Genomic DNA, 20,870 nt, shown 5'->3' with positions numbered 1-20,870 from the left:
CCCCCCCCCCCCCCCCCCCCCCCCCCCCCCCCCCCCCCTCCCCCCCCCCCCCCCCACCCCCCCCCCCCCCCCCCCCCCTCCCCCCCCCCCCCCGCCACTGCGAACACGACACGAGGCCCGGGGTGAGGAGGTCCAGTCCGTCGAAGAAGGAGGCGATCTCCTCGCGGCTGCGGGCCGTGATCGGCGGGGTGGCGTTCTCGTTCCAGAACTTCATCGCCTCGACGTTGCCCTCACCGCCGAGGTCGGCGTCGGTGGTCGGGTGGGTCAGGGCGAGACAACTGCCGGACGGGACGGCCGCCATGATCCGGCGCACGATGTCCCGCGCCTTGTCGGTGTCCAGGACGAAGTTGAGGATGCCCAGCATCATGACGGCGACGGGCCGGCCGAGGTCCAGGGTCGCCGCGGCACCCCGGACGATGGCGTCCGGGTCGTGGACGTCGGCGTCGATGTAGTCCGTGACGCCCTCGGGGGTGCTGGTCAGCAGGGAGCGGGCGTGGACGAGGACGATGGGGTCGTTGTCGACGTACACGATCCGTGACTCGGGGGCGATCCGCTGGGCGATGTCGTGGGTGTTGTCCAGGGTCGGCAGCCCGGTGCCGATGTCCAGGAACTGCCGCACCCCGAGGTCCGCGGTGAGGAACTCCACGGCGCGGCCGAGGAATTCGCGGTCCGCACGCGCCACTTCGCGGATCACCGGGAACATCGAGGCGACCTGCTCGCCGACCCGCTGGTCGACCTCGTAGTGGTCCTTGCCGCCGATCCAGAAGTTCCACACCCGGGCGTTGTGCGCCACCGAGGTGTTCAGTCTTCCGGAGGCACCTGTCGGGCGCTGCGTCTCGCTCATGTCGTTCCCTTCCTGCGCACCCGCGGGCGTTCGGGGGTGCATGCGGCCGCCACGGCGGCACCTGACCGTCGCCGCCATTGTGCCCCCTTGATCAGGGCGCGGCCGCACGCGGTAACGGCGCACCCCGGCAAGGGGGTTGTGCCGTTGTCCCACCGCCGTCCGCGCAGGGGTCAGGAGAGGCAGCCGACGTGCGCCAGGGCCTGCCTGAGCAGGACTCCGTGCCCGCCCGGCATCTCGTTGAGGACCATCGGCGACGACGCCTCCTGGGGGCTGAACCAGACCAGGTCGAGCGCGTCCTGCCGCGGGCGGCAGTCACCGGTCACCGGGACGATGTAGGCCAGCGACACCGCGTGCTGCCGGGGGTCGTGGTACGGCGTGATCCCGTGCGTCGGGAAGTACTCGGCGACGGTGAAGGGCTGCAGCGACGCCGGGACCCTGGGCAGTGCCATCGGGCCCAGGTCCTTCTCCAGGTGGCGCAGGAGCGCGTCCCTGACCCGCTCGTGGTGCAGCACCCGGCCGGAGACGAGGGTACGGCTGACCGTCCCGTCGGGGCCGATGCGCAGCAGCAGGCCGATGCTGGTGACTTCGCCGCTGTCGTCGACGCGCACGGGTACGGCTTCGACGTACAGGATCGGCATGCGCGCGCGGGCCTGGTCCAGTTCGTCGGAAGTCAGCCAGCCGGGCGAGGTCTCGGTCATGTCAGACATTCGTTGATCATACTTTCAGCGTCCCCCGCTTCGCTCGTACGACTCCGAGCCGATCGCGGACGCGCCTCGCGGCACGCCGCACAAATGCTCCCCGACCGGGCGGCGGAGGTCTAGAGTGAGTCGAAGTATTTTGTTGAATTGCAAACCATATATGACGGACGACGGAGGAGCCCCCTCATGGAGCCTGTGGACCTGGCCGCGGTCGAGGCGGAACGCGCACGGATCCGGGAGACGTACCTGGTGACGGCGGACCGTCCGGCGAGTTCCGCGCGGGGCGTGCACCACGTGGCGCTCCTCTCCTCGGACGTGGAGCGGACCGTGCGCTTCTACCAGGAGATTCTGGGGTTCCCGCTCACGGAGATGATCGAGAACCGCGACTACAAGGGCTCCACGCACTTCTTCTTCGACCTGGGCAACGGCAACCTGCTGGCCTTCTTCGACTTCCCCGGACTCGACCTCGGGCCGTACGCGGAAGTGCTCGGCGGACTGCACCACCTCGCCATCTCGGTCGACCCCACCACCTGGCGGCGGCTGCGCGAGCGGCTGGCCGCCGCCGGCGTCGACCACCAGGAGGAGAGCGGCACGTCGCTCTACTTCCGCGACCCCGACGGCGCCCGGGTCGAGCTGCTGGCCGACCCGCTCGGCGAGATGTACGGCACGACCGTGCTCTGAGGAACGGCCGCCCGGGCAGCAGGGGCCGCGCGTCCACGGATCGCGGATCCCGCTCGGCCGTACGACGCCCCGGCACCGGGCCGCGTACCGCTTCCAGGCCCTGTGCTGAGCCGTATGCAGCAGCATGAGGGGCGGGAGACCGCGGACGCCGAGGAGGCTGGAGGGACAGTCCCCTCGCCTCAGGAGCCGAGATGCCTCTGCGCCCCCTGCCGTCCCGCGCTGTCGTCGTGTCACCGGCCCTGCGGAAGGCCGCCCTCGTCGCCGCGTGCCTGGCGGCGCTGGCCCCCGCCACTGCGAGTGCGGCTGCCCGCGCGCTCCCCGCGGCGCCCGACGACCGCACACTGCAGAGCGAGATCGACGCGTTCGTGCGGACCGAGGGCGGCCCGCCGGGAGTCATCGCCGTGCTGCGCGACGGCGGGAAGAGCCGCGTCCTGCGGGCCGGGGTCGCCGACGTCCAAACCGGCCGGGAGCCCCGCCCGCACGACCACATGCGCATCGCCAGCGTGGCCAAGGCGTTCAGCGGGGCGGTCGCCCTGAGCCTGGTCAACAGCGGCGACCTCGGTCTGAACGACACGTTGCGCGAGCGCCTGCCCCGACTGCCGCGATCCTGGGGCTCCGTGACGCTCCGTCAACTGCTGAACCACACCAGCGGCCTGCCGGACTACACGGAGGCCCCCTCGTTCCGCGACGCGGTGACCGCCGACCCCCGGCGCCACTTCGACTCCCGCCGGCTGCTCGACCACGTGGCGGACGAACCGCTGAACTTGAAGCCCGGCTCGCGGTACCGGTACTCCAACTCCGACAACATCGCCGTGGCCCTGATGGCCGAGGCGGTCACAGGCACGACCTACGAACGCCTGCTGGAGGAACTCGTGTACCGGCCGCTCGGCCTGCGCGACACCACCCTGCCGCAGGGGTACCGGCTGCCGGAGCCCTACCTGCACGGATACGACGTGAGCGGGCCGGGGGAGCCGGAGGACATCAGCGAGGTCCTCAGCGCCTCCGGCGTGTGGGCCTCGGGCGCAATCGTCTCCACGCCCGCCGACCTGAGCCGCTTCATCCGCGGCTACGCGGGAGGCGAACTGTACGGAGGGAAGGTCGTACGCGAACAGCGCCGGTGGGTGAAGGGTGCCTCCGAACCGGCGGGCCCGGGACGCAACACCGCGGGACTCGGGATCTTCCGCTACGCGACCCGGTGCGGTGCTGTGCTGGGCCACACCGGCAACTTCCCCGGCTACACGCAGCTCGCCGCCGCCACACCGGACGGCCGCCGCTCGCTGACCTTCTCCGTCACGACCCAGATCAACAAGACACTGGCTCCCGAGCAGCTGAAGCGGTTGCGGGCCATCGAGGAGGACTTCGTCTGCGCCGTGCTCAAGAAGGGGCGCTGAGACTCGCGCGAGCGGCGGTGATCCGACGCCGGGCGGGACCACGGCGGTCACCGGGTCGGGCCGCCCGGAGACGACCGGACTCCGCGCCGGCGATGAGTTCTCGCGCCTGCCGGAGTCTTCCCTGTGTCACCGCTACCGCGGGGGCGTCCGCGGCGGAAGGAACCACCTCATGACCACCACACACACCCTCACCGTCCCCGGTGTGCGCCTGCACTACGAGGTCCGCGGCACGGGCCCGCTGCTGCTGTTGATGGGAGCGCCGATGTCCGCCGCGGCCTTCGCACCGCTGGCCGACGCGCTGGCCGGTGACCACACGGTCGTCACCCACGACCCGCGCGGCATCGGGGGAAGCCTCCTCGACGATCCCGGGCAGGACTCCACCCCCGAACTCCGGGCGGATGACGTCGCCGCCCTCCTCGACGCCCTCGGAGCGGAGTCCGCCGACGTGTTCGGCAGCAGCGGCGGCGCGGTGACCGGGCTCGCGCTGGCCGCCCGGCACCCCGGCCGGGTGCGCACGCTCGTCGCGCACGAGCCGCCCGTCCTCGGCCTGCTCCCCGACGCAGCGGAGCGGCACGCCGCGACCGAGGACATCATCGAGACCTTCCACAAGGAAGGTGTCGGAGCGGCGTGGGCGAAGTTCATGGCCGTGTCCACAGCCCCCGGCGCCGTTACGGACCCGCCCTCGGAGTCCTCGGCGGCCTCGGAGTCCTCGGCGGCCTCGGAGTCCTCGGCGGCCCCGGAGTCCTCTGATGCCCCGGAGTCCTCTGATGCCCCGGACTTCTCGGCGTCCCAGGAGTCCCACGAGCCCTCGGCGCAGGATCTCGCCGACAGCGCCCACTTCTTCGCCCACGAACTGCGCGGCACCACCCGCTACGTGCCGGACATCCCGGCGCTGACCTCCGGGCCGGGGCGTGTCGTAATCGGAATCGGCGCCACGTCGGGACCGCTGCTCACCCACCACACGTCCACCGCGCTCGCCGGACTGCTCGGCACGCCGCCGGCCGAATTCCCCGGCGGCCACGGCGGCTTCATGGAACAGCCCGAGCAGTTCGCCCAGGTCCTGCGCGAGGTACTGGCGGGCGGGGGAGACGCCGGTCCCGCGGCAGGCTGACTCTGGAGCGGCACGGGTGACCGGAGCGGCACGGGGAGGGCACGGGGCTGCCGGGACGGTACAGCGGCCCGCGGGGCCGGCTCCCGCGCACGTCAGCGCAGTGTGTCCGCCCAGTCCGCCGGGACGCGTCCCGCGGGTCCCGGCACCGGCTGCTCGGCGGGGTGGCACAGCGGCGGAACCAGGTCCGGGCCCGACTCGTACAGCTCGGAGCTGTCGAAGTTCCAGAACCAGTTCTCGCCCGGTTCGAAGCTGCGGATGAAGTTGTGCCCGGTCTCCCGCGCGTGGGCGGAGGCGTGCTTCGAGGGCGAGTCGTCGCAGCAGCCGATGTGACCGCACTGGGCGCAGCGCCGCAGATGGAACCACCATCCGCCGTCCGCGTCGCAGTCACCGCACCCCGTGCCGCTCGGCGGGACGCTGGGATCGATCCCGGCGGGCAGGGTCATGCTGGCTCCTCGGGTGTGTCGGGTTCCGCGGCGGTCAGGGGGAGGCGGACCTGGAAACGGGTGTCGCCCGGCACGGACCGCACCTCCAGATGACCGTGGTGCTTGTTGACGACGATGCGCCACGAGATGTCCAGGCCGAGGCCGGTGCCCTCACCCACCGCTTTCGTGGTGAAGAACGGATCGAAGATGCGGTCGCGGATCTCCACGGGCACCCCGGGGCCCGTGTCCCGGAACTCCACCAGGAGCCGGTCCCGCTCGAGTGCCGTCCGCACGGTCAGCGTGCCGTCGCCGTCGGTGCTGTTCATGGCCGAGACCGCGTTGTCGACGAGGTTCGTCCAGACCTGGTTGAGCTCGCCGGGATAGGCCGGGATCCTCGGGAGGGTGCGGTCGTAGTCCTTGACGACGGTGATGCGGGAACCGATCTTCCCGGACAGCATCAGCAGGGTGCTGTCGAGCAGTTCGTGCACGTCGCAGACCCGGTACGGGGCCCGGTCGAGCTGGGAGTACTGCTTGGCCGCGTCGACGAGATGCGAGATGCGGGCGGTGGAGTCCTCGATCTCGTTCATGAGGAGCTCGGTCTCCACGGTGTAGTTGAGCCAGCCCACGGCCCCGGGGAGGATCTCCGCGTCGACGGCCGCCGCGACCTGGTCGAGCCAGTCGACGTCGAGGCCGGCCTGCACGAAGGTGGGCGCGAGCCGCCACCCCTCGGTGATTCCGTGGTCGTCGAACCAGTCGCTGAGGGCGTCCTCCCGGTCGGACGCCTCCAGCGGGCTCAGCGCGGGAGCCTTGGCGACCCGCTCCGCGGTCCGCTCCTGGAGTTCGACGAGGCCGGCCAGGGCCTCGCGCGAGAAGGGGCCCGTGGCGATGATGCCGAGTTTGTGCCGCATCTTCGCCACCCGCTCCCGCAGGGACGAGGTGGCCCGCACCGCCGCGGCGGCGGGGTTGTTCAGCTCGTGGGTCAGGCCCGCCGACAGCGAGCCGAGCGCCAGCAGCCGCTCCCGCTGCCCGATCACCTGCTGGGTGTTCCTCGAACCGAAGAACAGCCCCTCCAGCAGATGCACGGCCATCGGGAACCAGTCCTGCATGATCGCGGCGAACGTCCCGGCGGGCAGCACGAAGAACCGTGAGGGCTCGGTGACCCGCATCGAGCTGTTGTAGACCGGGCGCACCCGGTCGCCCAGGTAGGCCTGCATGGCGCCCGAGTACACCCCGCGCAGGGAACTGCGGCTGATCTCCACGTCGTCGTCGCCGACCCGGCGCGAGAGCACCACCGTGCCCTCCAGGAGCACGAAGAAGCACGTGGCCGGCTCGCCCTCGGCGTAGACCGGGCCCGGTTCGAACCGCTCCACGCGGCCCTCCCGGCACAGCCGGTCGAGCTGGTCGCCGTCGAGCTTCTCGAAGAGGAACAGCGTGCTCAGCTCGGCGACGCTGCACGGCACCGGCTGCCCGCTCACGACTGCTCCAGATAACGGTGGACGAGCATGACGGCCATCGCTCCCTCTCCGACCGCGGACGCGACCCGCTTCGCGGACTCGGCCCGCGCGTCACCGGCCACGAACACGCCGGGCACGTTGGTCTCCAGGTGGTACGGCGGCCGGTCCAGCTCCCAGCCCGCCGGCGGCTGCCCGTCCGCGGTCAGGTCGGGACCGGCCACGATGAACCCGCGCGGGTCCCGCAGCACGGTCCCGTCCAGCCAGTCGGTCAGCGGCGCCGCGCCGATGAACACGAACATCCACTGCGCGTCGACGAGTTCGGTGTGCCCGCTCGCCACGTCCCGCAGGGTCAGCTGCTCCAGATGGTCCGAGCCGTGCGCGGCCTCGACGACCGTCCCCGTGCGGACGCCGATGTTGGGCGCCTCCTCGATCTGCTGGATCAGATAGTGCGACATCGACGCGGACAGCGACGAACCGCGCACCAGGATCGTGACCGACTTCGCGCCCCGCGCCAGATGCATGGCGGCCTGTCCGGCCGAATTCGCGCCACCGACGATGTACACGTCGTGGCCCTGGCAGGCGGCCGCCTCCGTGAGCGCCGAGCCGTAGAACACCCCGCACCCGGTCAGGTCCGCCAGCCCCGGTGCCGCCAGCTGCCGGTACGACACACCGGTCGCCAGGATCACGCTGTGCGCGGCGATCGCCGAGCCGTCCGAGAACCGGACGGTGCGCGACGCCCCGGTGACCTCCAGGCCCGTCACCTCCCGCGCGGTGAGGATCTCGGCGCCGAACTTGGCGGCCTGCCGCCGCGCGCGGTCGGTGAGCTGCGCCCCGGACACCCCGTCCGGGAAGCCCAGGTAGTTCTCGATCCGCGAGCTCTGTCCCGCCTGCCCGCCCGTCGCCGACCGCTCCACCAGAACGGTCCGCAGCCCCTCCGAGGCCCCGTACACCGCCGCGCCGAGGCCGGCCGGGCCGCCGCCGATGACGACCAGGTCGTAGAACTCCGCCGTCGGCGTCGTGGCCAGCCCGACGTGCGCCGCGAGGTCCGGGTCCGCGGGCTCCACCAGCGGTGTGCCGTCCGGTGTGATCACGAGCGGGAGCCGCTCCGCGTCCGCACCGGCGGCGGACAGCAGACGCCGTCCCTCCGCCGTGTCCGACGAGTACCAGCGGTACGGCACCTGGTTGCGGGCCAGGAACTCCCGGACCCCCGACGAGCGTGCGGACCAGCGGTGCCCGACTACCTTGCAGACCGGTACGGGCCGGTGGTCGGCGGCCCGCCATGCCTCCAGCAGTTCGTCCAGGACCGGGTACAGCTTCTCCTCGGGCGGGTCCCACGGCTTGAGCAGGTAGTGGTCCAGGTCGATCACGTTGATCGCGTCGATCGCCGCGTTCGTGTCGGCATACGCGGTCAGCAGCACCCGCCGCGCCCCCGGATACACGTCGAGGGCCTGCTCCAGGAACTCGATGCCGTTCATCCGCGGCATCCGGTAGTCGGCCAGGATCACCGCCACCTGGTCGCCGCGCAGTTTCAGCTCGCGCAGCGCCTCCATGGCCGCCTCACCGGACTCCGCCCGCACGATCCGGTGGGCCTCGCCGTAGCGGCGCCGCAGGTCGCGTGCCACGGCCCGCGACACCCCGGGATCGTCATCCACGGTCAGAATGACGGTCCTCGCGGACCCGGCCGCCGCCTGTGCCATACGTCTCCCACCCCGAGCGAGTCGTGTACTCGCTCAATCGTATGTATGAACGGTCACCTTCGCTTCTGAACCGCTGCCTGCCCGGTCGGCGCGGGTCAGGCGGGCGGCCCCGGCCCCTCGGCCGGGGGCGGCAGCTCCGCGCGCACCCGGGGCAGCACGTTCGTCACGAAGTCCTGCACGGCCGTGTCCAGGCCGATGTCGTGCTGGGCGTGCTCGGACAGGTACCAGCGGTGCTCCAGCAGCTCGTGGTAGATCTCGGCCGCGTCCATCGTGCCGCGCAGCTCCCGCGGCACGGCCCGCACGGTGGGGCGGAACACCTCGCGGACCCAGCGGTGGGCGAGGACCTCGGGACGGGCGGCGAGCGGATCGCCCGGCGCGTAGTCCTCCTGGGTGGCCATCCAGCTCTCCAGGTCGTTGAGCAGCCGGCGCGCCTGGTTCTCCTCGGCGTCCAGACCGGTCAGCCGCAGCAACTGCCGCTGATGGTGACCGGCGTCGACGACCTTGGGGACGAAGGTGACGGTGTCGCCGTTCGGCGAGTGGCCTATCTGCATCTCGGCGACGTCGAAGCCGAGGTCGTTCAGCCGCCGGATCCTGCGGTCGATGTAGTGGTGCTTGCCCGCCGGATACACGGAGGTACGGGTCAGCTCCTGCCAGAGGCCCTGGTAGCGCGCGCAGATCTCCTTGCCGAAGTCGATCGGGTCCACGGAGGGATGCAGCGCCCCCGCCGCCTCCAGGTCCAGCAGCTCGCCGCTGATGTTGACCCGGGCCAGGTCGAGGTCGTAGTCGCGCTGGCCCTCGCTGAGCCTGGCGTGCAGCTCCCCGGTCTCCGCGTCGACCAGATATGCGGCGTAGGCGCCCGCGTCGCGCCGGAACAGCGTGTTGGACAGCGAGCAGTCGCCCCAGGCGAACCCCGCCAGGTGCAGCCGGACCAGCAGCACGGCGAGCGCGTCCATCAGCCGGTGCATCGTGGCGGGACGCATCGTCGTCTCGAACATTGACCGGTACGGCATCGAGCCGCCCAGGTGCCGGGTGATCAGCACCGGCTCCAGCGGCCCCTCGGCGCCGACACGGCCGGTGACCACCGCGAGCGGATCCACCGAGGGGATGCCGAGCCGGTCGAGGCTGCGCAGCAGCTCGTACTCGCGCAGCGCGGGCCGCTCGGCGAGTTCCTTGACGGCCACCACCTCGGTACCGGCGCGCGCGTAGCGCACCACGTGCCGCGAGATGCCGCGCGGCAGCGGCACCAGGAGATGCTCGGGCCACTCCTCCAGCGGCAGTTGCCAGGGCAGTTCGAGCAGGAGCGCGGGATGCTCCGGGTTGGTGGCGCTGATCTGCAATGCCATCGATGTGCTGCCCTCACCTCAGGGTCGACGTCTCGCCGCAGGAGCATCTCCGCATCCGCTCGCCGGTTTCGTCAACCGGGTGCCCGAAGGGTGGGCGGCCGCGGGCCGTTACGGCAGGGACGCGGCGTCGACCAGGTCCGTCAGCGCCGCGGCGAGGCGGGCGAGCCCCGGACCGGGAGGGCCGCCCGGCTCGCTCATGTAGGTGTCCCGCCGGATCTCCACCATGAGGGCGCTCACACGCGGTTCCCTGCCGTGGAACTCCAGCGGCACATAGGTGCCGGAGAAGGGGCTGTCGGTTCCCGTGCCGCCGAGTCCCGCGCAGGCCTTCCGCGCGGCGGCCAGCAGCCCGGCAGGCGTGTGGAAGGAGTCGGTGCCGAGACAGACCGGCGGACGCGGGCCGTCGCCGTGCAGTTCGTACGGCAGCCGGGCCGTCGGGTAGGAGTGGACGTCGATGACCACCGCGCGCCCGGTGGCCGCCAGCCGGTCGGCCACCGCGTCCGTCATCGCCCGCGCGTAGGGGTGGAAGTAGCGGTCGATCAGCGGTTGCGGGTCCACGTCGTCGGGGCGCAGCGGCGCGCGTCCCGTGGTGCGCGTGTAGACCGCGCCCATCCCGGCGGCCAGCATCTCCTCCCGCTCGTCCGGGAAGCGCTCGGGGTCGACCACCAGCCGGGACAGCCGGTTGACGAGCCGCCAGGGTGTGACCCGGGCGGATCGCGCGACGAGCGCGGCCAGTTCGGCGGTGTGCGCGTCGGTGATGTGGTCCAGTTCCCGCTCCAGCGCGGCGTCGTCGAGGAGGATGCCGTCGCGTACCGCGGCCGGTATCGCCCGCGCGGAGTGGGGCACGTGCAGCAGCACGGGGGAGTCGGCGGCGCCGGGGAGGACTTCGAAGGACCCGGGGGCCCGGGAGGTTTCGTTCACGGGACGATTGTCGCGGTGTGCCAAGGCGTCATCTCACCACGCCGCCGTGGCGGGCGTAGTGCTCGATCAGGGCCTGGCGGGTCGTCTCGAGCCGGTGGGCCAGGATGGCGCCGATCGTGCGGGTCAGCGAGAGCTCGAGGGCCGGGTCGTCGGCGCACAGCGCGAGCACCGCGTCCGCCTCGAACTCGTAGGCGCGTACGGGGCTGAACGCCTCGGCGCCGAAGTCCCACCGGTGCGGCGGGAACAGCCAGGACCAGCCGAGCAGGTCGCCCGGCCCCAGCGCCGCGACCGAGATCCGCCGGTCCGCGACGACCTGCTGGTAGAGGGAGACCGTGCCGGACCGGACCACCCAGAAGCGGTCCGCGATCCCCCCGGCCTCGAAGATCCTGCCGTCCGCGGGGAACGCGACCTCCCGGGCCACGCCCATGAGGCGTTCACGATGGTCGGCGGAGAGTGCGTGCAGCAGCCGGAGAGCAGTGGGCATCGCGGACCTCCGTCGCGCCGCCCCGGGAGAGTCCGCTCCGGGGGAGTGGGGCCCCGGACCTGTGGCGGGATCGGCGCATCTCGTACCGGTTGTCTTTCGTCACCCTCCATTGGAGCGGACTCCACGCGTTCCGTCGCGCCGGGGGCCGGAATCCTTGTGTTCACCGGCCTCCGGGGCACCGGTGGTCACGGTTTGCGGGCCACACCCCCGTGGACGTCCGTCGGCTCGGGCGAGGTGCCCGGGGCGGGCCGCCACAGCGGGCAGGACACCACGCCGGGCCCGACGAGCTCCAGGCCGTCGTAGAACGCGCTGACCTGCTCGGGGCTGCGCAGCACGTAGGGGACGGCGCCGGTGTCGTCGTAGCCCCGCTGGGCCTCCTTGAGCGCGGCGTCGGTGTCCGTGCTGTCGTAGTGCACGAAGCAGCTGCCGGGCGGCAGGGCGTCCTGGAGGCGCCGGACGATCGACTTGGCCTCCTCGTAGTCCTGGATGTGGCCGAGGATGCCCATGAGCATGAGGGCCACGGGCCTGCCGAGGTCCAGGATCCGGCCCGCCGCCTCGATGATCTTCTCGGGCTCGCGGAGATCCGCGTCGATGTAGTCGGTGACGCCCTCGGGCGTGCTGGTCAGCAGCGCCTGGGCGTGGCGGAGCACCAGGGGGTCGTTGTCGACGTAGACGATGCGGGACTCCGGCGCCACGCGCTGGGCGACCTGGTGCGTGTTGTCGTACGTCGGCAGGCCCGTGCCGATGTCCAGGAACTGGCGGATGCCGAGCTCACCGGCCACGAAGGTCACGGTGCGGACCAGGTAGTCGCGGGAGGCGCGGGCCATGGTCTCGATGTTCGGGGCGACCTCGCGGTAGGCGTCGCCCGCCGTCCGGTCGACCTCGTAGTTGTCCTTCCCGCCCATCCAGTAGTTCCAGATGCGGGCCGAGTGCGGGACCGTGGTGTCGATCTTGGACAACGCCTCCTGATTGGGGAGGGACCGGCCGTCTGCCATGGGAGTCTCCTGCCGTGCGTCTCACGTGGTCTGTCGCCAACCTATCGACAACTGCCGCTCGGGCGACGCGAGTTGGGGGCGGCCGGGCGGCTGGTGCGGAGGGTGTGGCCGAATACGTCGCACGGTCGGGGCGTCCGGCGCCCGGGGAAGCCTCTGACGTGCGGCCCAGGCGGAGCGGCGGCGCGGCTCGCGCGGACGGCTCGCTCCGTGACGGCCGGTTCTCCTCGGTGGGGGACGACCCTGCACGGGGGACGGCCCGCACGGCGGGAGCGCCGTGCGGGCCGTCCGGTGGTGCGGGCGCGGTGGCGGCCGGCGCCCGCACATCCGGGGGCCGGCTCCGTGGATCCGGCCGGCGTGTCAGGAGATCAGGAAGTCGGCCTGGCCGGACTTGACGCCCGCCAGGAACGAGACCATCTCGGCCCGGGAGTAGATCAGCGCGGGCCCCTGCGGGTCCGTGGACTGGCGGAGGGCCACACTGCCGTCGGCCAGCAGTTTGGCCTCGACGCAGCTTCCGCCGTTCGTGCCGCTCCAGGGCTTCAGCCAGCCCTCGGTTCCCAGGTCGGTGGCGGTGACGCCGCTGCGGACGGGGCCCGTGGATTCCATGGTCACAACTCCTCACGCAGTTCAGCCAGGATGTCCCTGGTCCGAGCGACCGGCTCCGCCTGCACGGACATCCGGTCCAGCACTTCGAGATAGGTCACGACGTCGGCGGGCTGGTCGACATAGACGGCGCCCGCGAGGCTCTCGGTGTAGACGACGTCGGGCAGTTCCGAGAAGCCGAAGCGGAAGTAGTGGAACGGGCCGAAGGCGCCGGGGTGTGCCCCCACGCCGAAGCGCATGATCTGGATCCTGACCTTCGGCATGTCCAGGGCCTCGGCGATGCGGTCGATCTGGGCCCGCATGACCGCGGCCCCGCCGACCGGCCGGCGCAGCACGGTCTCCTCCAGGACGGCCCAGACGGCGGGCGCGTCCGGTTTGGCGAGCAGATCCTGGCGCCTGGCACGCAGATCGACCCGGCGGGCGATCTCCTCCGGCGACTCGTTGGGGAACCCGACGTGCAGGAGGGCGGCGGCGTACTCGCGCGTCTGCAACAGGCCCGGTACGTAGTGCGGTTCGTAGAGACGGATGACGCTGGCTTCGCTCTCCAGGCTCACGTAGGCGCTGAACCACTCGGGCAGCACGTCGCGGTACTTGTACCACCAGCCCGGCCGGTTGGCCTCCCTGGCCATGGCGAGGAAGTCGTCCACCTCGGTCGCCGGGACACCGTAGGCGCGCAGCAACTCCTTCACGTACGGGATACGGAGGCCGACCTCGGCCTTTTCGATCCTGCGGACCGTCAGGGGAGTGACCTCGATGGCCCGCGCCGCGTCCTCGAACGAGACTCCCGCCCGTTCCCGCAGGTGCCGAAGCCGCTTGCCGAGAACGATCCGCAGGACGGTCGGCGCGCTGCCGCCGGAACGGTTCTCGCTCACGTCCTGCCTCCCGGTACGGCCGCCACAGCGTGCAGTGTGGCACGCGGCGGCCGACAGAGACAGGGTGATGCGAATCGTTCTGAAATTATCAGAACGCAGGTTGCGACCTGAGTCCGTCCGCCACCATAGTGATCGGTGAACCTGTCGCCCGGAGCGGGGCGGCGACGAGCAACTGCGCCTTTCCATAACGTTTCTGACGGAAAACCAGGTGCGGGCGCAGCCGCACACGACGTGACGTGAGACCGGGTGGCCACCGTGACGGATGGACGATCGAGCACCGTGCACAGCGAGCGGCCGTGCCGTGCGCCGCGCGACTTCCACCGACGTCCGGAGCGGCGGCGGCGCGAGCGGCTCGTGCGGGGCTTCGAGCGGCGGTGCCACCCCGTCCCGGGGGTGGTGGCGTGACGGGGAACGCGGGGCCGTTAACCGCGGTGCCCTTGGCTGCGGGGCCGGCCGGTGTTCCGTTCGGTGCCGGGCCGGCCGGTGCCGGGCCCCCCGGTGCGCCGGCCGGGGTGCTGCCGTTCTCCCGACGCGCCGGGGTCGTGCGACTCGGCGCCCCACCGGCCCCCCGGCGGCGTCGGTCCGCCCGAGCACGGCTCCGCCCCGGCGGGCTGTACGGGCCGCGACGCCGGAGTGCCCGCGGGAACGATTCCCCGGAGCGCGGGCAAGCTCTGCGACGCGCTGTCGCCGTCGCGCCGCCATGTACCGAGCAGAGCCGTTCCCTCACCCGGCCGAGCTGTTGCCTGGCCGGGTCGAGCCGCTTCCTCGCTGGGCCGAGCTGCCCCGCCGGGCCGAGCTGTTGCCTGGCCGGGTCGAGCCGCTTCCTCGCTGGGCCGAGCTGCCCCGCCGGGCCGAGCTGTTGCCTGGCCGGGTCGAGCCGCTTCCTCGCTGGGCCGAGCTGCCCCGCCGGGCCGAGCTGTTGCCTGGCCGGGTCGAGCCGCTTCTTCACTGGGCCGAGCTGCCCCGCCGGGCCGAGCTGTTGCCTGGCCGGGTCGAGCCGCTTCCTCACTGGGCCGAGCTGCCCCGCCGGGCCGAGCTGTTGCTTCGCCGGGCCGGGCAACCGGCGTGCCCCCTCGCCCCCTCGTCCTGCCACCGGTCCGGCCGACTCGCTGCGCGGCCGGCCGGCCGGACCGTCCCCCCAGCCGCGCCGCACGCGAAGGAGGCTCGATGACGGCATCCGGAGCGCACCGCCGCCGGCCGTCGCCCTCACCGGCACCCGGCGCCCACGCGCCGCACGTCCACGCGCACTTCGGTCGGCACAGGCCCGGTGAGGCCGTGATCCAGGTGACCGGGCCCCGCATGCTCCGCACCGTCGTGCCCGCCCACCCCTCACAGGCCGCGGGCGTCCGGCGCGTGATCACCACGCACCTCACCGCCCTGCCGCTCCCCGCCGAGACCGTCGACAGCGCCGTCCTCGCGGCGGACGAGATCTTCGCCAACGCCGTCGGACACGGCAGCACCGGCCCCGCCGACACGATCACCGTGACGGTCGAGTCCTCGGGGCGGCACCTGTGCGTGACGGTCGCCGACAGCTCGTCCGCCGTCCCGCGGGCCTGCCCGCAGGACGCGAACGCGGAGTCGGGCCGGGGCCTGGCGATCGTCGCAGCGCTGGCCGACGACTGGGGCGTCGCCCCGCCCGCGCCCGGCACGGCCGGCAAACAGGTGTGGTTCACCCTGGCGCTCCGGGAGGCGCTGTGAAGCGCTCGGAGCAGGTGGCGGGCGAACAGGCCGACGGCGTCCGGCGGATGCCGCGGCCGGACGGGCGCGCCGACGGTGTGCCGGTGTTCCTGCCCGGTCAGCGGGCCGGTACGGCGCGGAAGCGTCCCCCGGACGACCCTGCGGGGGACGCGCCGGGGCGACCGCTGCGTGACGACGGGGCTCGCCACGGCGGGACGGCTCTCACCGCGGACGGGTGCCCGGCCGGTGACGCGGCGCCCTCCCGGGACCCGGGGGCCGGTCCCGCCGACGGCTCCCCCCTGGACGGGGGAGCGGCGGGACCCCGCATGCTTCCCGGCGTGGCCACCCTGCTGGCCGGGGAACTGATCCGCAGGGCGGAGGAGGACACCGACCTGACGCGGCGGGCACAGACGGACCTGGCCCCCGGGAGCCGCCGCGCCCTCGTCGCATGCCGCCGGGCCAACGCCGACGCCCTCCGGACGATCGTCTCCCGGCACGGCTGGCCCACCGCCGACCAGGTCGGGGCGGCGGCCTCGACGGCCGCCGTCATGATCCTCCTGCACACACCGGACCTCGACTTCCAGCTGCTGTGCCGCGACCTGATCGCCCAGGCGGCGGCCGACGGGCGCTGCCCCGCGGCCCAGCACGCCTACATCGCGGACCACTGCGCCGTCGAACTCGGCGAACCGCAGTTCTACGGAACCCGGGTCAATCCGGTGACCCTGCGCCCATACGCGATCCGGCAGCCCCACACCATCGACGAGCGGCGCCGTGACGTCGGGCTGTGCCCGCTCGACGAGCAGATGCGCGCCCTGCGCCACCACGGCTGAGCCGCCCGGCTCTCACACTCCCGGGCGTGATGTGCAGCACGCGCCCGGGCGTCGCCGTCGCGCCCCGGGAAAGATTCCCGCTGCGCACGGCTTGATCGACGATCAAGAAGGGAGAATTCCCTGGCCACGGTACGTTCCACGCATTTGACACGTCGTCGAGCGCACGGATAAGAAAGCACCTCTCGGAGGTCGAGAGGTGAACTGTGTACGAGCCGAATGTGGTCGGAGACTGGCAGGAGTGCGACGAGCACGCCGGCCTGCGTGTCCGCGTCCACGGCTTGGAGAAGGCGGACCCCCCGCGCGGCCGCGACGACGCCGCTGAGGGACTCACCTATTTCAGATTCCGGGTCACCGTCGAGAACCGTGCGAGCGACCACTTCGGCATCCACCTGGAGGACGGCCAGATCGACGTCCGCCTCGGCACGGACGGCGAGAGCGCGATCCTCGACTGGCGGAACTCACAGTTCATCGAGGGCTTCGACCTCTACCCCCTGCGCCGGGCCACGGCGGTCGCGTACGCCGCCGGCACGGACACCGACCTGGCCCGGATGGACATCCAGGTCCAGCTGAAGGTCGACGAGGAGTGGACCGACCGCTACCTCTGGTCGGGCGGCGTGGGCCTGCCCGAGGACCCGGTCGGCACCGGCGTACGGACCGGCGCCGTGGAGGAGAGCCTCGCCTGTCAGGTGAGCAACTTCCTCAGGAAGGAAGCCGGCCCGGGCGTCGAGTGACGCAACCCCGGCCGCACCACGGCCCGGCCACGCCAGCACCGCCAACGCGCCCAGCCGCCGAACGCCCGCCGCGCCGCGGGGGGCACCCGTCGCGGGCTCACCGGCGCGCCGCCCGCCCCGGCTACAGGAAGCGCCGTATCGGCAGGACGGCGCACTCCTTGAGGCGCTGGACCAGCGGCCGGTGCTCCCAGCGGACCGGATCGATGATCACGGCCCGTTCCCGGTCCCTCTCGAAGTCCTGATCGAGCGCCGCGGTGAACTTCTCGTCAAGCACGGCGAGCATGACCTCCTCGTCGTGCTCCATGGAGCGGCGGTTGAAGTTGGTGGAGCCGATCAGGGCGGCGACCCCGTCCACGGTCATGATCTTCGTGTGGATCATGGTCGGCTGGTACTGGCTGATCTGGACGCCGGCGTCCAGGAGGCGGCTGTACAGGTGCTGACCGGCGAGACGACAGGCTCGCTGGTCGGTGTAGGGACCCGGAAGCAGGATCTCGACCCGCACTCCGCGGCGGGCGGTCGCGGCCAGCAGGTCGGCGAAGTACGCGTCCGGGGCGAAGTAGGCGGTGGACAGGCGGACGCGCTCCTCGGCGGAGGTGAGCATGATCCGGATGAGGGTCTGCATGTCCTGCCAGCCGAAACCGGCCGAGCCCCGCACCACCTGCACGGTCGAGTCGCCCGGCTGACCGTGCCGGGTGAAGCGGTCGCGCTCGTCGAACAGCTCGTCGTGGCACTCCGCCCAGTTCTGGGCGAAGGCCGCGGCGATGCCGTCGACGGCCGGGCCCCGGACCTGCACATGGGTGTCACGCCACTCGGAGGGATTGCGGGCGTCGCCGCACCACTCCTCGGCGATGCCGACGCCGCCCGTGAACGCCGTGTGCTCGTCGATGACCAGCGCCTTGCGGTGGCAGCGGTGGTTCTGCTTGAAGGGGGAGAGCAGCAGCGGCTTGCGGAACCAGCCGATCTGCACACCCGCGGAACTCATGGTCCGCAGCAGGTCCGCCTCGATCTTCTTCGCTCCGAAGCCGTCGAGCAGCAGCCGGACGCGCACACCCGCGCGGGCCCGGTCGGCCAGCGCCGCCGCGAAGTCGCGCGCTATCTGCCCCCGCCAGTAGACGAAGGTCATCATGTCGACGGTGTGCTCGGCAGCGTGAACCGCGTGCAGCATGGCGGGAAAGATCTCGTCACCGTTGCGCAGCGGGACGAGTTCGTTGCCCTCGGTGGCGGCGATGCCGAGCAGCCGCTCCAGTCTTCTCCGCAGCCGCTGTTTGCGCGCGTCCGGGTCGCCCCCGCCCACCGTGTCCTCGTGCTGGGGTTCCAGCGCCGTCGCTTCACGCATTCGCCGTCTCCTGTGTCCGTTCACTGTCGTCGACGGTCCGAGCCGGACCTTCGACCGGGCCGGCGGGCGTGCTGCCGGACCGCTCGCCGACCGGGCGGGACCGCGGTGGGGAGGGGCCGCCGCACCCGCCCTGAGTCTCCCAGGACGCGGCCGTGCCCCTCCGCTCGACCGCGCGGGCGCCGGGGTGACCCGGCCCCATGGCCCCGCGCGGGAGCATAGCCACCGACGCGACCGGGGGGAGTCCGTCGGTGGCACACGTTCTGGTGCCCCCGATCGGGGGCCGTACTCCGGCGGATGTCCGTGGTGCCGCGGACGTGGAACGGCGTACTCCCACGACTGCCGGAGCGGGCGGTTCCTGCGGGACACTGGTGCCATGGACACGTACGCATCCGCGGTCTCCGGCTTGCGTGAGCGGCTCGGTGCCGAGCTGTTCAGCCGGGTCGCGGGCCCCGAAGGTCCGGCGAACCGGGCCCGTATCCACGACACCCCGGGGCCCCGGTGGTTCGGCCCGGACCGTCCGATCCGCACCGTCCACGGCGACGCGTCGATGTTCGTCGGAGGGGTGCGCGCCCTGCTGCTGCAGTCACTGCACCCGCTGGCGATGGCCGCGGTCGCCGCCCACTCCGGATACCAGGGCGACCCGTGGGGACGGCTGCAGCGCACCAGTACGTTCCTCGCCGTCACCACCTTCGGCACCGCCGAGGACGCCCAGCGGGCCGTCGACCACGTCCGCGCCATTCACCGCAGGGTGCGCGGGACGACGGACCGGGGCGAGCCCTACCACGCGGCCGACCCGCATCTGCTCGGCTGGGTGCACGCCGCCGAGACCGACAGTTTCCTCGACGCCCACCAGCGCTACGGGGCGCACCCGCTGGACGCCGCCGCCTGCGACGAGTACGTCGCGGACACCGCGCGGGTGGCCGAGGCGCTCGGTGTCCGGAACCCGCCCCGGAACCGGGCGGAACTCGCCGAGGTACTCGACTCCTACCGTCCCGAGCTGCGCGCCACGGAGGCGGCCCGGTCGGCGGCGCGCTTCATCCTGTTCCGCCCACCGCTGCCCCTCGCGGCCCGTCCGCCCTACGCCGTCCTGACGGCGACGGCGGTGGCCGATCTCCCGCCGTGGGCCCGCGGCCCGCTGCGGCTTCCGCGGATCCCGCTGGTCGAAGGTGTCGTGGCACGCCAGGCCGGCCGTGCGATCGTCGGGACGATCCGCTGGGTGATGACCCCGCCGCCGCCCCTGTCGCGGTGACCGGGCCGGCGCCCGCCGAGGATCCTTAGCGCCGGGAGGTGGGCCGCAACGTCCTGACCGGCGAACTCCCCGTCCCCACCTGGTACTCCTGACCCCTCACGTGCCGGGGACCGGCAACCCACCCCACGACACGCGGACGGCTCCCGCCCTGCGAGCAGGGGAGGGAGCCGTCCGCGTGTCGTTGGGTGTTGCTGCCTGCGGGTTACGCGTGGCGGTGCGAGCGCCGGTTGCCGGTGACGAGGCGGTAGACGGCGAGCAGGATGACGGAGCCGATGATCGCGGCGATCCAGGTGGAGAGTTCGAAGAACCCGTCGACGGAGTCGACGCCGAAGACGACCTTGCCGAGCCAGCCGCCGAGCAGGCCGCCGGCGATGCCGATGAGCATGGTGATGATGATGCCGCCCGGGTCCTTGCCCGGCATCAGGGCCTTGGCGATGGCGCCGGCGAGCAGCCCGATGATGATCCACGCGATGATGCCCATGGTGTGTCTCCGTCTGGTCGTGTAAAGACTGTGTCAGCACACCGTCTGCACCGTCCGCGCCCGGACAAACGTCTCGCGTGCATCACGGTTCCGGTTTTTCGGTCGGCAGCAGCAAAACCGCTGTTGGACGCCTCCGTGTACGACGGGGATGCGACGCCCGATACGCTGCACGCCGTGATCACCTCGAGCCTTGACGACACCGAGGTCGCGACAGCCGCGGCGCGGGCCGGCGCGGAGACCGTGCACGCCAGGTACGGCAAGCGGCTCACCCGCATCGACAAGGGCGCCGGGGACTTCGCCACCGACGCCGATGTCGCGGCCGAGGAAGCGATTCTCGGCGTCATCCGTGCCGCGCGGCCCGACGACGCGGTGCACGGCGAGGAGGGCGGCCGGCGGGGCGCGGCCGACGCGGCACGGCAGTGGCTGGTCGACCCGCTGTGCGGCACGCTCAACTACGCGGTCGGCACCATGCTGGTCGCCGTCAACGTGGCGCTGCGCAACGGTCCGGCCGCGGTGGCCGATCCGTTCAGCGGTGAGATCTTCTTCACCGACGGTGCGACCGCCCGGGTCCGGTGCGCCGGGGACGACACGCGGCTGGCGCCGACAGCCGCCTCCCGGCTCGTGGACGTGAACCTGGACCCACCCTTTCCCGGCGCGCCCGGATTCCGAGCTGTCGACCTCCTCGCTCACCGCGGTTTCGTCGAACGGTTCCGGCCGCGGGTCGTCTCCACGACGCTGGCTCTGGCATGGGTGGCGGCCGGCAAGCGCGCCGCATACGTCACCGACGGCGGTGACCTCACGGAGAGCGTGCACTTCGCGGCGGGCATCGCGTTGTGCCGCGCCGCCGGCTGTGTCGTCAGCGGCGTCGACGGCGCCCCGCTCGGGCAGGCCGGCCGGGGGCTCGTCGTGGCCGCGGACGCGGAGACGCACGGGCTGCTGCTCTCGATGATCCGCGGCCGGTGCTAGGGCCTGTCGTTTGGATCAGGCTGGCTGTGACCGACGGTTCGTCCTGACCGACCCGAGCGGGGTCTGGCGCGTGCAGCTGCAAGGCGGAGG

21 protein-coding genes are annotated in these 20,870 nt (G+C 72.4%); 8 read left to right on the top strand and 13 right to left on the bottom strand.

Going from position 1 to position 20,870, the window contains the following annotated elements:
- Both AC069T_RS35495 and AC069T_RS35490 read right to left on the bottom strand, forming a co-directional pair.
- Positions 1-844, bottom strand: an 844-nt coding sequence (locus AC069T_RS35495) for an SAM-dependent methyltransferase (RefSeq protein WP_478786657.1), incomplete at its 3' end; no start/stop codon positions are given.
- A 170-nt stretch (positions 845-1,014) separates the two neighbouring features.
- On the bottom strand, positions 1,015-1,551 hold the full coding sequence (locus tag AC069T_RS35490) for an NUDIX hydrolase family protein (RefSeq protein WP_358853146.1): 537 nt from the start codon (positions 1,549-1,551) through the stop codon (positions 1,015-1,017).
- A gap of 177 nt (positions 1,552-1,728) precedes the next feature.
- On the opposite strand from AC069T_RS35490, the gene AC069T_RS35485 reads away from it, so the two are divergent.
- The 3 genes from AC069T_RS35485 to AC069T_RS35475 all read left to right on the top strand — a co-directional run bounded on the left by AC069T_RS35485 (position 1,729) and on the right by AC069T_RS35475 (position 4,725).
- Positions 1,729-2,223 carry a VOC family protein gene (locus AC069T_RS35485; protein WP_478786656.1) on the top strand — a complete coding sequence of 165 codons (495 nt, stop codon included), beginning with the start codon at positions 1,729-1,731 and terminating at the stop codon, positions 2,221-2,223.
- 191 nt (positions 2,224-2,414) lie between these two features.
- On the top strand, positions 2,415-3,614 hold the full coding sequence (locus AC069T_RS35480; RefSeq protein ID WP_478786655.1) for a serine hydrolase domain-containing protein: 1,200 nt from the start codon (positions 2,415-2,417) through the stop codon (positions 3,612-3,614).
- Between the two features lie 169 nt (positions 3,615-3,783).
- A complete protein-coding gene (locus tag AC069T_RS35475; protein WP_478786654.1) occupies positions 3,784-4,725 on the top strand; it encodes an alpha/beta fold hydrolase in 942 nt (313 codons plus the stop codon).
- 92 nt (positions 4,726-4,817) lie between these two features.
- On the opposite strand, the gene AC069T_RS35470 is transcribed toward AC069T_RS35475, so the two are convergent.
- The 9 genes from AC069T_RS35470 to AC069T_RS35430 form a co-directional block, all read right to left on the bottom strand.
- Positions 4,818-5,168 (bottom strand): UBP-type zinc finger domain-containing protein, encoded by a 351-nt coding sequence (locus AC069T_RS35470; RefSeq protein WP_478786653.1) that lies wholly within the window; start codon positions 5,166-5,168, stop codon positions 4,818-4,820.
- A complete protein-coding gene (locus tag AC069T_RS35465; RefSeq protein WP_478786652.1) occupies positions 5,165-6,622 on the bottom strand; it encodes an ATP-binding protein in 1,458 nt (485 codons plus the stop codon). Before AC069T_RS35465 ends, AC069T_RS35470 begins: the two co-directional genes overlap by 4 nt.
- The gene (locus AC069T_RS35460) at positions 6,619-8,298 is read right to left on the bottom strand and encodes an NAD(P)/FAD-dependent oxidoreductase (RefSeq protein WP_478786651.1); all 1,680 of its coding nucleotides are present in this window, start codon (positions 8,296-8,298) and stop codon (positions 6,619-6,621) included. Before AC069T_RS35460 ends, AC069T_RS35465 begins: the two co-directional genes overlap by 4 nt.
- A gap of 95 nt (positions 8,299-8,393) precedes the next feature.
- Entirely contained in the window at positions 8,394-9,641 is a 1,248-nt protein-coding gene (locus AC069T_RS35455; protein ID WP_478786650.1) for a DUF4032 domain-containing protein, read from the bottom strand.
- 108 nt (positions 9,642-9,749) lie between these two features.
- Positions 9,750-10,559 carry an N-formylglutamate amidohydrolase gene (locus AC069T_RS35450; protein ID WP_478786649.1) on the bottom strand — a complete coding sequence of 270 codons (810 nt, stop codon included), beginning with the start codon at positions 10,557-10,559 and terminating at the stop codon, positions 9,750-9,752.
- Positions 10,560-10,587: 28 nt separating this feature from the next.
- A complete protein-coding gene (locus tag AC069T_RS35445; protein WP_358855689.1) occupies positions 10,588-11,043 on the bottom strand; it encodes a cyclic nucleotide-binding domain-containing protein in 456 nt (151 codons plus the stop codon).
- 185 nt (positions 11,044-11,228) lie between these two features.
- A complete protein-coding gene (locus AC069T_RS35440) occupies positions 11,229-12,038 on the bottom strand; it encodes an SAM-dependent methyltransferase (RefSeq protein WP_478786648.1) in 810 nt (269 codons plus the stop codon).
- Positions 12,039-12,395: 357 nt separating this feature from the next.
- Entirely contained in the window at positions 12,396-12,641 is a 246-nt protein-coding gene (locus AC069T_RS35435) for a DUF397 domain-containing protein (protein WP_478786647.1), read from the bottom strand.
- A gap of 2 nt (positions 12,642-12,643) precedes the next feature.
- Entirely contained in the window at positions 12,644-13,510 is an 867-nt protein-coding gene (locus AC069T_RS35430) for a helix-turn-helix domain-containing protein (protein WP_478786646.1), read from the bottom strand.
- A gap of 1,167 nt (positions 13,511-14,677) precedes the next feature.
- Between AC069T_RS35430 and AC069T_RS35425 the strand changes: the two genes are divergently transcribed.
- From AC069T_RS35425 to AC069T_RS35415, 3 genes are all read left to right on the top strand, one after another.
- Positions 14,678-15,208 (top strand): ATP-binding protein, encoded by a 531-nt coding sequence (locus AC069T_RS35425; protein WP_478786645.1) that lies wholly within the window; start codon positions 14,678-14,680, stop codon positions 15,206-15,208.
- Positions 15,205-16,017 (top strand): DUF6624 domain-containing protein, encoded by an 813-nt coding sequence (locus tag AC069T_RS35420; protein ID WP_478786644.1) that lies wholly within the window; start codon positions 15,205-15,207, stop codon positions 16,015-16,017. Before AC069T_RS35425 ends, AC069T_RS35420 begins: the two co-directional genes overlap by 4 nt.
- A gap of 203 nt (positions 16,018-16,220) precedes the next feature.
- On the top strand, positions 16,221-16,748 hold the full coding sequence (locus AC069T_RS35415) for a hypothetical protein (RefSeq protein WP_478786643.1): 528 nt from the start codon (positions 16,221-16,223) through the stop codon (positions 16,746-16,748).
- Positions 16,749-16,869: 121 nt separating this feature from the next.
- On the opposite strand, the gene AC069T_RS35410 is transcribed toward AC069T_RS35415, so the two are convergent.
- Positions 16,870-18,084: a phospholipase D-like domain-containing protein gene (locus tag AC069T_RS35410; protein WP_478786642.1), complete on the bottom strand. Its 1,215-nt coding sequence runs from the start codon at positions 18,082-18,084 to the stop codon at positions 16,870-16,872.
- A 373-nt stretch (positions 18,085-18,457) separates the two neighbouring features.
- On the opposite strand from AC069T_RS35410, the gene AC069T_RS35405 reads away from it, so the two are divergent.
- The gene (locus tag AC069T_RS35405) at positions 18,458-19,333 is read left to right on the top strand and encodes an oxygenase MpaB family protein (RefSeq protein ID WP_478786641.1); all 876 of its coding nucleotides are present in this window, start codon (positions 18,458-18,460) and stop codon (positions 19,331-19,333) included.
- A gap of 202 nt (positions 19,334-19,535) precedes the next feature.
- Here the strand turns inward: AC069T_RS35405 and AC069T_RS35400 are convergent, their stop codons facing one another.
- A complete protein-coding gene (locus tag AC069T_RS35400) occupies positions 19,536-19,814 on the bottom strand; it encodes a GlsB/YeaQ/YmgE family stress response membrane protein (RefSeq protein WP_478786640.1) in 279 nt (92 codons plus the stop codon).
- A 174-nt stretch (positions 19,815-19,988) separates the two neighbouring features.
- On the opposite strand from AC069T_RS35400, the gene AC069T_RS35395 reads away from it, so the two are divergent.
- The gene (locus AC069T_RS35395) at positions 19,989-20,780 is read left to right on the top strand and encodes an inositol monophosphatase family protein (protein WP_478786639.1); all 792 of its coding nucleotides are present in this window, start codon (positions 19,989-19,991) and stop codon (positions 20,778-20,780) included.
- Positions 20,781-20,870 lie beyond the last annotated feature (90 nt).

The organism is Streptomyces sp. NPDC043867, from assembly GCF_056435845.1.
Note: the sequence above shows the minus strand (reverse complement) of the source record. Positions and strands in the feature narration are given on the sequence as shown.